We start from the raw sequence: 12366 nt of genomic DNA on the forward strand, positions 1-12366 counted from the left end.
GAGAGTGCTGTGGTCAGCGGATGCGCCCGGTGCGGGCGTCGACGGCGCTCATGCGGCGGCGTCGAGCAGATGCAATTCCTCCGCCACGATCAGATCGACCTCTTCGTCGGTCAGGCCCGACAACAGATGTGTGGTCAGCATCGCTCTCACCTCCTCACCGCGCTTCTACTGGTACGTCGAACCGGAGAACCCGGAATCGACATCGACACCCATACAGACGAGGAACTTCGGATTCGGACGCAGGTGCGTCCGATGACGGTCAATGTCGTCCGTACCTCTGGAACGACCCTGACCCAGGGGGTCGCCACCGCGCCTCGGGGCGGGGATCCTGTAAGACGGAGAGGAACCACAGATCATGAACGAGGACACGGCCACCACCGCGACGACACCGCAGTCGGCACCAGCTGATCTCGACCAGCTCTGGCGCCGCTTCTCGAGCGACTTGCGGGCCTTCATCGCCCGCCGGGTCTCACGGCCCGAGGACGCCGACGACATTCTGTCGATCGTGTTCCTGCGGATGGCGAAGAGCCTGGACAACCTGCGCGAGCAGGACCGGCTCCTGGGGTGGATGTATGCCATCACCCGCAACGCGATCACCGACTACTACCGGTCCGCGCCCCATCGGCGGGAGCTGGCCGTCGACACTGTCCCCGACAACCCGCGCGAGGGCGAACCGGACGACGACGAGACGGCGGAGAAGGAACTCGCCTCCTGCCTGGTGCCGATGCTCTCCGGACTGCCCGCCGAGCAGGCCGCGGCGGTGAAGATGGTCGACCTCGACGCCCGAACCCACGCCGCCGCGGCCGGGGAGGCGGGGATTTCGGTGTCCGGCATGAAATCCCGCGTCCAACGCGGCCGTGCCACCCTCCAGGCCCGACTGCACGCCTGCTGTGAGATCAGCCAGGACCGGACCGGTCACGTGCACGACTACCAGCCCCGCAGCGGATCCTGCGCCTGCGGCGCCCCCTCACCCGCGGACCAGTAGACCGTCACACCCGCTCGGGAGCGGCGCACCGGTAGACCGCACGGCACCACGCACAGACGACGGTGCGGTGCGAGCCCAACGCTCGCACCGCACCATTGCCGGGTGAAGGACTGACTACTGGCAGCCGCATCCACCACCCGCCGTCGCCGCCGGACCGCAGCACGTCGACTTCTCACTCTGGTCACAGCAGATGGCCTGCCGTTCGGTGCTGCAACACGTCGGCGCCGCAGCCTGCGGGGTTGCGTCCGTCCGATCCGTCGCCGGGTTCTCGAACTCGTGGGGGTTGGTCATCGTGACTCCTTGATCCGTCGGGGTTGGATACCAGATCAGACGGAGGAGAATGGGAATGGACGCAACCCCTGGCGGTCGGAGGCGCCAGTGCAGGACGGCCGTGGCGAATTTGTTGTGGTTCAGCTACTTTCGCGAGGTTACGGGCTTCGGTGTTGCGTCGACGCAACCGGAATGAACACAATGTGGGTGAGCGAGGCTTTAGAGCGTGTCTCATGTGGATGAAGTGACGTGTGGGACATAATGTGACGCGTGTTAGATGGGTTGTCACTGCGGTTGGTGCCGGATGCGTTGTGGGAGATCATCGAACCGTTGATTCCGCGATTCGCCGCGCGGCCGCAAGGAGGTGGCAGTGCACCGGTGGATGATCGGGCGGTGTTCACCGCGATCGTGTACGTGCTAACCAGTGGATGTGCGTGGCGGCATCTGCCGCCCTCGTTCGGGGTCACCGTTCCTACCGCGCACCGAAGGTTTACCGTCTGGGCGGCGGCCGGGGTGTTCGAGAGACTGCACCGCGAGGTGCTCGACCGCCTCGGTAGCGCCGGTGAACTCGACTGGACAGCAGCAATCCTGGACGCGGCAAGCGTCCGGGCGAAAAAAGGGGGATCGCTGACCGGGCCGAGTCCGGTCGACCGCGGCAAGAAGGGATCGAAGATCCACGTCCTGTCCGAAACAAACGGAATCCCACTGGTCGTCGATGTGTCCGCGGCGAATACTCACGACAGCACGATGCTGCAACCAATGGTGGCAGCGATTCCGGCAACGAAGTCCAGGCGCGGACCACGCCGACGCAAGCCGGGAAAGCTTCGCGCCGACAAGGGCTACGACTACGACATTCACCGACGGTGGCTGCGCGAACAAGGCATCGTCCCGCGGATCGCCCGCCGCGGCATCGAGCGAAACGACCGCCTCGGCCGGTACCGGTGGAAGATCGAACGCACCATGTGCGCCGCGAGGCGCTCTGTCGTATCCCCGGTTCAGTCGGGAAGGACTTGGAGGGAGGTTCTTGGGTCGGGTGGCTGACCTGGATCCGAAAGGTGAAGGGGACAAGAGCATGCCAGGAAACCCGGTGGTCGGGCCCAGTGGTCGGGGCGACGCATCGGGGAGGACCCGCGTGATAGGGCGAAAGCTGGATTGCCTGAAGCCCAATCTCCAGTTGATGCAAGTTCCCATCCGCCGGAAGGACCGCTGAAACCGGTGCCGTGCTCTGTGTCGGGGTCGATGGTGACCGACACAACCTCCGGAGCGCGGAGCGACGCCCAGCGAGGGTGTTGAAGGAGATGAGTGGGCCGCCTACGTCACGCTGATACGTACGACAGAGACGAACGCGGGATCGCCTACCGGGCGCGAGCCCCAGGGCGACGGAGGCCTCGTAGTAGTCGCCGGAGTCACGACCGGCCGAGGAGGTCGGGAAAGCCGACCACAAGGGCGAAGGAGGCCAGGTGATTGGACACGACCAGATCGGGAGGTATGCGTAATGCAGAGCGCCGAAACGATGCTGAGTGTCCTGCGTGAGCGCGGCAGACCGCCGCATCGCCCACGCAATAGTCACCGGAGAGCCGGATGATCGGGAAACCATCAAGTCCGGTTCGGCGGGAGGCCGCGCCTTTGCCCGGAGTTCACGCGAACTGAGGGTTCTTCGGCGGGAACCCGAGGGTGCTCAGTGGATTTGGGGCGAGTTGATCCTTGGGTTCGTGCTCAACTCGGTGGATCGTGTTCCTCGGCTGGGGTTTGGAGGATCTGTCGCGCGGCTGTGGAGTATCGGATCGCTGTGGTCTCGTCGAGTCCGAACAGGACGGCCAGGTGGAGCAATCCGGCCCGTCAGGTTGTGAATCTCGATCTTGTGCCGCAGCTCCAGAAACTCGAAGTAGGTCTTGAGCGCCTGCGCTCGAGCAAGTCTCGTGGGGATCAGCACCGGGCGCAGCACCGTGCCGAAATACGAGTCCGCGTCCGCGGGCAGCATGTCCCATAACGGCTTCCCGAACCAGGTCCGGACCTGCTCCAAGTGGCTGACATCCGAGCGAATCATGTTGTCCGACAAGCCAGCCGCACAACGGGCGAGCACAAACCCTGCGAACACGTCGGTCTCGAACCGCTCGGTATCCTCTGGGCCCACCGCCGCACGCACCTCGCGGAGATCCCTCACGACCGACAACCCACCGCGCCTCCTGGCCTTCAACTTCACTGCTGGAGCATCATCAAGAGCGAGATCGGCTCAGAATAATTGAAGTTGAGTCAGAACGGCCAAGAACGACCAGAACACGGAAAACCCACAGGTCCAGCAGGCGAACCGAGACCCCGGGCCCCAACGAACTCCAGGGTTATTTCTTAGGAAAAGGATCTGCCTCACAGACACCTCGCCGCGCGGCCGACCCATCTGCCTGGCTCACCGGCTACCGACGCCTGACCATCCGCTACGAACGCCACGCCGAACACTTTGCCGGATTCCTCCATCTCGCGGCCGCGCTCACTTGCTACAAGAAGCTCCCCACATGAGACAACCTCTTAGCCGAGGGAAGTGGTTCGTGTAGGAAGTCTCCGGGGGTAAGTTCCCCGTCGGTAGCTCCCTCAGGCGGTTTCCAGCCTTGCGCGCCCACTCACCTCGCATGGAAGAGCAAGTGATTCTTAATCATGTGGTCTAGGTGTGGTCTGGCCGGGTTTTCTCGCGCGCGACTGATTGCGTGGGTCATGCTGCACGCCCGAAAACCATCTACGCGGCGCGTCCTGTTGCCTTGCAGAGAAGCTCGGTCCACTCGAAGGGTGACGCCCTCGATCCGGTGATCGCCGAGGTCACCCGCGGTCAGCCGTACCGGCACGTGATGGGTTTCGAGGCAGGTGAACGCCGCCGGGCGGAGAAAGACGCCGGATACAACACCGACCTGCGCACGGGCGAGTATCCGTTGATCGAGTGGGGTTGGTTCCGCGACGATGCGATTGCGTACACCAAGTCCGTGATCGGCACCCGGGTCGGTAAGTCCGCGTGCACATGTTGCCCGTTCGCATTCGCCAACAAGAGCACCCGGGCAGAGATCTTCGCCCGGTACGCCGCCGATCCGGCTAAGGGCCGCAGTCGCGGACCGCTGTTCGTCACCCACCGCCGACCCGGATCGCAAAGCCGTCGCCGACCGCGACACGTCACTGCCGGAACCCCCGGTCGGTTGATGCGCGGAGGGGAGGGTGCCTGCGCTGGTCGGCTGGCGTGGGGCAGTTGATGGTGGCTATCGCGGGGTATCCGAGTGCCGCTCGTCAGGGACGTTGCTGTCGGTGATGTGATCCGTGAGCTGGCCTGGGGGGTTCGACGGTCGGTCGGTGCCGGCGGTGGAGGATTGGCAGCAGTCGCAGTCCTCGTCGGTGCCCTGGCTGGTGCCGTCGGCCGCGGTCGGGCTGGTGAGTGGCAACAGCGTCGGTGCGGGTCGCGCGGACCCGACCGACCCGATGAGTGGGATCTCGGCACCACGGGGTGGGGCGGGGGGACAGCAGGCGTCGCCGAGGACGTGCGCCGAGGGGGCGACGCTCACGTGCACGGGCCTGGTGGTGGTGGGTGCGGCGGTCAGCCCGGGCAGGGTGGTGGTGCGGGCGGCGCGGATGGCGTTGCCGATGACGAGGACTTCGGCGAGTTCGTGGATGAACACCACGGTGGCCAGGCCGAGTACGCCGGTGGCGGCCAGCGGGATCAGGAGGCCGATGATCGCCAGGGACAGGCCGATGTTCTGCAGCATGATCGTCCGGGCCCGCCGGGCGTGCGCCAGCACCTGGGGCAGGTGGCGCAGATCCTCGCCCATCAGTGCGACGTCGGCGGTTTCGATGGCCACGTCGGTTCCCATGGCGCCCATCGCGATGCCGACGTCCGCGGTGGCCAGGGCGGGGGCGTCGTTGATGCCATCGCCCACCATCGCGATGCGGCGGCCATTGGCGAGGGTCGGCAGCAGCGCGGCCTTGTCCTCGGGGAGCAGTTCGGCGTGCACGGTGGTGATGCCGGCCTCGGCGGCGAGGCTGTGGGCGGTGCGTTCGTTGTCCCCGGTGAGCATCGCCACGTCGATCCCGAGCGCGCGCAGGCGCTGCACGGCTTCGGGTGCCTCGGTGCGGAGTTCGTCGCGGACGGCGATCGCCCCGATCACGGTCCCATTCCGTTCGAGCAGCACCACGGTGGCGCCCTCGCCCTGCAGACGGGCGACCTGGTCGGTGAGCGGTCCGGGATGGATCCAGCCGGGTTTGCCGAGCCGGAGTGCGGTTCCGCCGAGGGTGCCGTGCAGGCCGTGGCCGGCGACCGCGGTGACGTCGTCGGCCGGGGTGATGCCCGGGCCGGCGGCGGTCAGGATCGCCTGCGCGAGGGGGTGTTCGCTGCGGGCCTCGAGCGCCGCCGCGGCTACCAGTGCGTCCGATTCGCCGATGCCCTCGGCGGTGACGGTGGCGATGACCTGCGGGGTGTTGCGGGTCAGGGTGCCGGTCTTGTCGAGCGCGACCGCCCGGATCCGGCCCAGTTCCTCGAGGGCGGCGCCGCCCTTGATCAGGGCGCCGTGCCGGCTGGAGGCGCCGATCGCGGCGACCACGGTCAGCGGGACCGCGATGGCCAGGGCGCAGGGGGAGGCGGCGACCAGCACGACCAGGGCCCGTTCGATCCACAGCAGCGGATCACCGAGCATTGCACCGATTCCGGCGACGAGGACGGCGAGGATCATGATCGCCGGCACCAGGGGGCGGGCGATGGTGTCGGCGAGGCGTTGCCCGGCGCCCTTACGATCCTGGGCCTCTTCGACGATGTGCACGATCCGGGCCAGGGAGCTGTCGGCCGCACGGGCGGTGACTTCGACTTCGATGGCGCCGCCGCCGTTGATCGCCCCGGCGTGCAGTGGGTCGCCGGGTCCGGCCTCCACCGGCACGGATTCGCCGGTGATCGCGGACAGATCGAGACTGGTGCGGCCGGTACGGATGATCCCGTCGGTGGCGGCCCGCTCACCGGGTCGCACCAGCATCCGGTCCCCGAGCGCCAGTTCGTCCGGGGACACCGAGGATTCGGTCCCGCCGCACAGGATCGTCGCGGTCGGGGGGACCAGCGACAGTAGGGCGCGCAGCCCGCGGCGGGTGCGGGTGACCGCGTAGTGCTCGAGGCCCTCGGCGATGGAGAACAGGATCCCCAGCATCGCGGCCTCGGGGATCTGCCCGAGCGCGATCGCGCCGATCGCGGCGATCGTCATCAGCGTGCCGACCCCGATCCGGCGGTGGCGCAGTAGATTCCGCAGCGCCCCGGGGACGAACGTCGATGCGGCGACGACGGCGGCGAGCAACTCCACCGCGGTCCCCGCCGTGTCGGCGCCGACCCGGCCGAGCAGCCACCCGGCGCCGAGCAGCACCGCGGCGGCGGCCGCTACTTGCAGCTCGCGTACCTGCCACCAGCGGTCCTGGCCGTGGTCGGGCTCGGCGGCGGCGTCGGTGTTCGGTGTGGCTGCTGGTCCGCAGCAGGCGTCAGACATGTTCGGTCTCCACGTGTTCGGAACTACCTTCAGCATGGGCCGGGGCCGGGGCCGGGGCCGCGGTGGCGTGGTCGTCGAGCACGGCGCCGACCAGTGCCCGCCCGCGCGGGGTGAGCGAGTACATCACCAGCCGGCCGTGGCGCCGTGAGGACACCAGGTCGGCGATCTTGAGTTGCCGCAGATGGTGTGAGACGAGGTTCTGCGCCTGCCCGACCACCCACGCCATGTCACACACGCAGAGTTCGCCGCCGGACGCCAGCGCCGCCGCGATCGTCAACCGGGTCGGGTCGCCGAGCGCGCGGGCGGCGGCCGCGGCGGGTTCGATCCGGCTTGCCTCCGGAAGCTGGGCGCGGATCTGCTCGGCATGCGGGAGATCGAGACACAACAGGTCGCAGGTGTCGACGCGTTCCTTAGTCATATCAACATACTAACGAATATTGATATGATCAGAGACGGTTGGTGCCCGCTCGTGGAGTGGATCATCCTGCTCCGATCTCGCCGTCAGGCGGCGGCGATCTCGGCGGCCAGATCACCCGGCACTGGCATCGGCGTCATCAGCCCCGCCGAGACCCGCCCGGTATTGCCCTCCGGGTAGCGGCCCAGCGCAGAGCCGGGGGCGGCCACGATGATCCGCACCACCTGACCGAGCGCCTCGCGGCGGTCGTGCTGACGCAGGGCCAGCCGGAACATCGCCACATGATTACGGGTGTGCAGCCACGGATACGGCTGCGAGACGATGTGCGCGCGCTCGAGGTGCGCCCATCGCGCCTGCGCCTCACCGGTACTGGACGCGGCGCTCATCTCCCGCTCGTACAGGGCGCGAATCGCGTCGGTCAACTCTGTCATCTCAGTTCCCTTCCACTCAAAACGAATTCGGCGGTCAGCAGCAACCGCTGTCGTCGGCGTCCGGACACAGCGCCGGATCGACGGCGAGCACCAGATCGAGCAGATCGCCGAGGGCATGGCCGATCCGCGGATCCGCCAGTTCGTAGCGGGTCCGCCGGCCCTCCGGCACGGCGACCACCAGCCCGCACCCGCGCAGACATGCCAGGTGGTTCGACAGGATCTGCCGGGACACCCCGATCTGGTCCGCCAGCTCGGACGGATATCCGGGTTGCCCTTTCAGGCTCAACAGGATTCGGGTGCGCGTCGCATCCGACAATGCGTACCCGAACCTGGAGAGTGCATCTGCGTGCGTTACGGTGTCCACGGCCCCAACTATACAGAAATTCCTGAATTCAGAAAGGGATGAATCATAGGAGGATTCGGGAGCGGCATTGGGTGTCAGGTGAGGTGTCCGCCAGCCAGTGCTCTCGCGGACGGACCGGTCGCCGTCTGGCCGTGCATGCGGCGGGGGCGACCCGCCGGTTTCGGATCTCTTGGGCGATGCCGAGGGATGAAAAAGCCGTATCGGTAACGCTGTTGTGCTCGTGGGGGTCATGTGAAACAAGTGGATAGCGACACAGAAGTGAAGGAAATGCATTAGCGTTACGGCGTGTCGTCTTGACTTGTCGCGTCGGCGCGTTCATCTCCACTGGGTGCCCGGCGCGACTGCACCGAAGGGACCTGCGATGCGCGGTATCACCACAGCAATGCTGACTACCTGCATGAGAAGGCTGCCCGCACTGGCGCTGGGGGCCTCGACGGCTGTGGTCGCGGTGGTCATCGCAGCGCCGTCCGCCTCCGCCGATACTCCTGGCGACGCGGACTCGCCGTCCGTGCTCGCCGCGACGCTGGCCGACGCGGTCACCATGGCCACCGACGCCGCGCAACCGGACGTGGTGGTGGTCGATCCCAGCCGCTGGCAGACCGTCGCGAACATCGCGGCCACAAGTCTGAACAATGCCGATGCCAGCGGCTCGTCCGGCGACACCCGGAACCTGCTCGCCGGATGTCTGAGTGAATTCGCCGCCACCGGATCTGCCGCATCCGATGTGCTCGGCTCCTGCGCCGACGAACTCGGCGCCGTCGACGGCGGCATCGCCCCCCGACTGGTTGCCGCACTCGAACTCGGTGACGTCTCCGAATCCGCAGGCCCCGGCTCGTTCGACCACACCCCCGCCGCTGACGAGGCATCATCGGACTCGGAGCCCGCCGAGGACACCGCACCGAAGCCGGTCGAGGACGAGGCCACCGGAACTGGGGAGGCAGGCACCACCACCGAGGAGCAGAGCGAGCCCACCGACCCCACCGGTGTCGAGGCGCCCTCACCCGAGGGACCTTCACCGGAGGCGAACGCGGGCACCGCCGCCGCGACCGGCGAGCGAGAGGCCGATGCCGCCGCGACGCCGGCCCCGCAGCGGCCGCGCACCTGGAATCGCCCCGGGACCAAGGAATTCGTGGCACCCAGCGCGGGCACCGTCACCTCCACCATGGGGGATGGGCGCGGCCACGAAGGCATCGACATCGCCAACACACTGGGTGCCCCGATCGTTGCCGTCGCGGACGGTGAAGTCATCGACGCCGGCCCGGCCCAAGGGTTCGGGTTGTGGGTGCGGATCCGGCATGACGACGGCACCATCACCACCTACGGGCACAACAACGACAACCTGGTCGAGGTGGGGGAGCGGGTCAAGGCCGGACAGCAGATCGCCACCGTCGGCAACCGCGGCCAGTCGACCGGTCCGCACCTGCACTTCGAAATCGAAGACTCGGACGGGGAAATCGTGGATCCGGTCAAGTGGCTGGCCAAGCGCGGTGCCTCCATCGTCGGTCTCGACTGATCGGGCCTGCTCCTGTTCTCCCCACCCGGAGGGAACGCTCGGCCCCAGCCGCGCAGTCGCATCGCAGTGTGGAAAGGGATGGTGGTCGGTGATGATCGACGTCGAGGGCAGCATCGTCATCGACCGCCCCGTCGGGGAGGTCTTCGACTTCGTCGCCGATCAGACCAACGCACCCCGCTGGCAGAACGGACTCGAGCAGGTCCGCCGGGTCACCGACGGACCGCCCGGGGTGGGCACCAAGCATGTTGTCGTCCGCAAGTTTCTGGGCCGGCGGCTGGAACTGATCAACGAGTACGCACACTTCGAGCCGAACGTGGAGATCACGTTCACCGGTGCGTCCGGCCCGGGCCGCTTCGAGGTGACGTACCGGACCGAGGAGACCGCCGAGGGAACCCGGCTGAGCTGCCACATGCGGATGGAGCAGAAGGGGCTGTTCGCCCTCGCTGACCCGGTGGTGGCCGCGAGCCTGCGGCGGGACTTCGCCGCCAACCTGCGAAACCTCGAGGCTCTGCTCGAAACCCGCGCCGAGTAAGGCCGCGTCCCTGTGTGGTCAGGTCAGGGCGCTGCCGGCCTGCCATTGCTCCCACGGGACGGACCAGTCGCCGTTCTGCCACAGCTCGAGCGGGGCGCCGCCGGTGTTGCGGACCTCGACGATGTCGCCGGGGACGGAGAAGTCGTAGAACCAGCGGGCGTTGTCGGGGCTCAGGTTCAGGCAGCCGTGCGAGACGTTGGTGTTGCCCTGCGCCCAGATGGTGTCGGCGAGTTCGTGGAGGTAGATGCCGTCGTTGCTGATGCGGGTGGCGTAGTTGATCGATTCCTTGTATCCGAGGCGGGAGTTCACCGGAAGCCCGTAGGTGGAGGAGTCCATGATGACCGGGTTGGCTTTGTCGATGACGGTGTAGATGCCCGGTTGGGTCCAGAACGAGAGGGTCTGCCCGCCCACGACTTCGGTGCCGCCCCGGCCCATCGACGTCGGCATCGTGCGGACCACTTCGCCGTTGTCGGTGACGGTGACCTGTTTGGTGGTGTCGTCGGCGACGGAGATGTGGGCGTCACCGATGGTGAACGAGGTGGTCGCGTCCTCCTGGCCGAAGAGGCCTTCGCCGAGCGCGATGCCGTAGACGTTGGCACGGACGGTGACCTGGGTGCCGGGCGCCCAGTAGTTCTGGGGTCGCCAGTGCACGTTCTGGACGTCCGCCCAGTACCAGGAGCCGGTCACCGGGGATGTGGTCTCCACGTGCAGGGCTCTTTCGGCGGCGGCGCGGTCGGTGATCGGTTCGTCGAAATGGGTGACGATCACGATGCCGACGCCGAAGGTGCCGCCGTCGGCGAGCAGGTTCCCGCCGCTGGTGACGAAGGTGGGTTTGGTCTGGTTGCCGGGGGTGACCGTGGAGAACGTGCTGGTCTTCTCGCTCGGGACACGCTGGTCGCCGACCGCGGTGACTGCGAGGGTGTAGGTGCGGCCGTAGCCGAGGGGTACTCCCGGTTTCCAGGACAGGCGATCGGGGGTGAAGATACCCTCGACCACCCGTCCCTCGTCGTTGGTCATGGTGACCGTCTCGAGGGTGCCACCGTTTGTGCTCACCGCTACCGGGTCCGTGGGGTTGACCGCGGCGGCGCCGTCGGCCGGGGACACGGTGATCTCCGGTCCCGGCGGCGGTGTGGCCGGTCCTGCAGGTTGGTCGGTGGAGGGTGCGCAGGCGGCGGCGAGAGCGAGCAGCAGGACTGCGAGGACAGCGGCGAGGTGACCGGGGCGGCGACGGGCGTGCATGACAGTGATTCTCCCGTGCGGAAGGGTCCGGGCGTGTGCAGTCGCTGTGCGACGGCGGTCACCAGGGCAGTTCGCGGCAGCGGCCTTCGCCCTCGGCGGGTTCGACCTGCAACGTGGCGTGCTCGAGGTCGAACTTCTCCGCGAGCAGTGTCTGCGCCGAGGCGAGTACGGCGGTCGGGTCCGCGCCGCGTTCGGTGATCAGGTGCGCCGACGCCACCTCCATGCCCGAGGTCAGCGTCCACACGTGCAGGTCGTGCGATTCCTTCACTCCGGGCAGGGTTTCCAGGGCGTGGCCGATCGCGTCGACGTCCACGCCGGCAGGGGCGTGCTGGAGCAGGATGCGGATGGCGTGGCGGCCGAGGTTGAACGCACGCGGCAGGACGAACAGGCCGATGGCGACACCGATGATCGGGTCGGCGTACCGCCACCCGAACAGCAGGGTGAGCAGTCCGCTGACCAGTACCCCGATCGAGCCGAGCATGTCGGCCATGACCTCGAGGTAGGCGCCGCGGACGTTGATGGACTCCTTCGCGCCGCTGCGCAACAGCAGGAACGCTATGACGTTCATGGCCAGCCCGACCAGCGCGACGATGACGACCGGCAGGCCCGGCACCTCGGGCGGATCGTCGAGTCGCCCGGCGGCCTCGTAGAGGATCCAGCCGGCGACCCCGAAGAGCAGGACCGCATTGAACAGGGCGGCGAATACCTCCGCCCGGTACATCCCGAAGGTACGCTCGGGCCGGTTGTGCGCCTTGTTCGCCAACGTGATGGCGATGACCGCCATCAGAATGCCGAGCACGTCGGTGAACACGTGCGCCGAATCCGACAGCAGCGCCAGCGATGACGTCGACAGGCCCACCGCGACCTGGGTGACGAAGGTGACCAGTCCGAGGGCGACGGCGATCCAGAGCTTGCGCAGGTGCTTCCCGGAGGCGCTCGTCGCGTCCGCGGGCGAGATCCCGTGGCCGTGGCCGTGTCCCTGACCCATGACAGCGTGTCCTTTCGTTGCAGCGTCAGCCCGGATCATATTGTCATATGCGCATATATTCAATCGGGAGGGTGTTCGGTGCCGCACCCTCGTCAACTAACCTGCATAGTATTTCGGCGGCGGTGCACAGGCGATGAGCT

At 67.5% G+C, this 12366-nt stretch carries 13 protein-coding genes and 1 pseudogene; 6 read left to right on the forward strand and 8 right to left on the reverse strand.

The features are described from left to right. Positions 1-355: 355 nt before the first annotated feature. Entirely contained in the window at positions 356-985 is a 630-nt protein-coding gene (locus ROP_RS37115; RefSeq protein ID WP_007296053.1) for a sigma-70 family RNA polymerase sigma factor, read from the forward strand. A gap of 114 nt (positions 986-1099) precedes the next feature. On the opposite strand, the gene ROP_RS41940 is transcribed toward ROP_RS37115, so the two are convergent. After that, positions 1100-1276 (reverse strand): hypothetical protein, encoded by a 177-nt coding sequence (locus tag ROP_RS41940; RefSeq protein ID WP_157234191.1) that lies wholly within the window; start codon positions 1274-1276, stop codon positions 1100-1102. 249 nt (positions 1277-1525) lie between these two features. On the opposite strand from ROP_RS41940, the gene ROP_RS37120 reads away from it, so the two are divergent. Continuing rightward, positions 1526-2296 (forward strand): IS5 family transposase, encoded by a 771-nt coding sequence (locus ROP_RS37120; RefSeq protein WP_012686870.1) that lies wholly within the window; start codon positions 1526-1528, stop codon positions 2294-2296. Between the two features lie 637 nt (positions 2297-2933). Here ROP_RS37120 and ROP_RS37125 read toward each other — a convergent pair. Beyond that, the gene (locus ROP_RS37125) at positions 2934-3458 is read right to left on the reverse strand and encodes a hypothetical protein (RefSeq protein WP_007296051.1); all 525 of its coding nucleotides are present in this window, start codon (positions 3456-3458) and stop codon (positions 2934-2936) included. Between the two features lie 194 nt (positions 3459-3652). Between ROP_RS37125 and ROP_RS43760 the strand changes: the two are divergent. Together ROP_RS43760 and ROP_RS37130 are read left to right on the forward strand one after the other, a co-directional pair. Further along, a pseudogene (locus ROP_RS43760) lies at positions 3653-3769 on the forward strand (transposase); the annotation flags it as partial. A 236-nt stretch (positions 3770-4005) separates the two neighbouring features. Beyond that, positions 4006-4485: a hypothetical protein gene (locus ROP_RS37130; protein ID WP_012686871.1), complete on the forward strand. Its 480-nt coding sequence runs from the start codon at positions 4006-4008 to the stop codon at positions 4483-4485. A 6-nt stretch (positions 4486-4491) separates the two neighbouring features. Here the strand turns inward: ROP_RS37130 and ROP_RS37135 are convergent, their stop codons facing one another. From ROP_RS37135 to ROP_RS37150, 4 genes are all read right to left on the reverse strand, one after another. After that, the gene (locus ROP_RS37135; RefSeq protein WP_007296049.1) at positions 4492-6744 is read right to left on the reverse strand and encodes a heavy metal translocating P-type ATPase; all 2253 of its coding nucleotides are present in this window, start codon (positions 6742-6744) and stop codon (positions 4492-4494) included. After that, on the reverse strand, positions 6737-7162 hold the full coding sequence (locus tag ROP_RS37140) for an ArsR/SmtB family transcription factor (RefSeq protein WP_007296048.1): 426 nt from the start codon (positions 7160-7162) through the stop codon (positions 6737-6739). Before ROP_RS37140 ends, ROP_RS37135 begins: the two co-directional genes overlap by 8 nt. 83 nt (positions 7163-7245) lie before the next feature. Continuing rightward, entirely contained in the window at positions 7246-7590 is a 345-nt protein-coding gene (locus ROP_RS37145; protein ID WP_007296047.1) for a DUF3703 domain-containing protein, read from the reverse strand. 34 nt (positions 7591-7624) lie between these two features. Beyond that, positions 7625-7954: an ArsR/SmtB family transcription factor gene (locus ROP_RS37150; protein ID WP_007296046.1), complete on the reverse strand. Its 330-nt coding sequence runs from the start codon at positions 7952-7954 to the stop codon at positions 7625-7627. Positions 7955-8315: 361 nt separating this feature from the next. Here ROP_RS37150 and ROP_RS37155 point away from each other — a divergent pair, with 361 nt between their 5' ends. Then, the gene (locus tag ROP_RS37155) at positions 8316-9467 is read left to right on the forward strand and encodes a M23 family metallopeptidase (RefSeq protein WP_012686872.1); all 1152 of its coding nucleotides are present in this window, start codon (positions 8316-8318) and stop codon (positions 9465-9467) included. Between the two features lie 91 nt (positions 9468-9558). Continuing rightward, positions 9559-9999 (forward strand): SRPBCC family protein, encoded by a 441-nt coding sequence (locus tag ROP_RS37160; protein ID WP_007296044.1) that lies wholly within the window; start codon positions 9559-9561, stop codon positions 9997-9999. 18 nt (positions 10000-10017) lie between these two features. On the opposite strand, the gene ROP_RS37165 is transcribed toward ROP_RS37160, so the two are convergent. Together ROP_RS37165 and ROP_RS37170 are read right to left on the reverse strand one after the other, a co-directional pair. After that, positions 10018-11238, reverse strand: coding sequence for a L,D-transpeptidase (locus tag ROP_RS37165; RefSeq protein WP_007296043.1), 1221 nt, complete (start codon positions 11236-11238; stop codon positions 10018-10020). A 58-nt stretch (positions 11239-11296) separates the two neighbouring features. Beyond that, complete coding sequence (locus tag ROP_RS37170) at positions 11297-12226, reverse strand: cation diffusion facilitator family transporter (RefSeq protein ID WP_007296042.1); 930 nt, start codon at positions 12224-12226, stop codon at positions 11297-11299. Between the last annotated feature and the right edge of the window lie 140 nt (positions 12227-12366).

The sequence above is a fragment of the Rhodococcus opacus B4 genome, from assembly GCF_000010805.1.
Classification (GTDB): domain Bacteria; phylum Actinomycetota; class Actinomycetes; order Mycobacteriales; family Mycobacteriaceae; genus Rhodococcus_F; species Rhodococcus_F opacus_C.

Excerpts from the sequence above, each read along its gene's own strand:
- ROP_RS37140 (WP_007296048.1), bottom strand. The coding sequence starts at position 7,162 with ATGACTAAGGAACGCGTCGACACCTGCGACCTGTTGTGTCTCGATCTC.
- ROP_RS37165 (WP_007296043.1), bottom strand. The coding sequence starts at position 11,238 with ATGCACGCCCGTCGCCGCCCCGGTCACCTCGCCGCTGTCCTCGCAGTC.
- ROP_RS37115 (WP_007296053.1), top strand. The coding sequence starts at position 356 with ATGAACGAGGACACGGCCACCACCGCGACGACACCGCAGTCGGCACCA.
- ROP_RS37155 (WP_012686872.1), top strand. The coding sequence starts at position 8,316 with ATGCGCGGTATCACCACAGCAATGCTGACTACCTGCATGAGAAGGCTG.
- ROP_RS37160 (WP_007296044.1), top strand. The coding sequence starts at position 9,559 with ATGATCGACGTCGAGGGCAGCATCGTCATCGACCGCCCCGTCGGGGAG.
- ROP_RS37135 (WP_007296049.1), bottom strand. The coding sequence starts at position 6,744 with ATGTCTGACGCCTGCTGCGGACCAGCAGCCACACCGAACACCGACGCC.
- ROP_RS41940 (WP_157234191.1), bottom strand. The coding sequence starts at position 1,276 with ATGACCAACCCCCACGAGTTCGAGAACCCGGCGACGGATCGGACGGAC.
- ROP_RS37145 (WP_007296047.1), bottom strand. The coding sequence starts at position 7,590 with ATGACAGAGTTGACCGACGCGATTCGCGCCCTGTACGAGCGGGAGATG.
- ROP_RS37170 (WP_007296042.1), bottom strand. The coding sequence starts at position 12,226 with ATGGGTCAGGGACACGGCCACGGCCACGGGATCTCGCCCGCGGACGCG.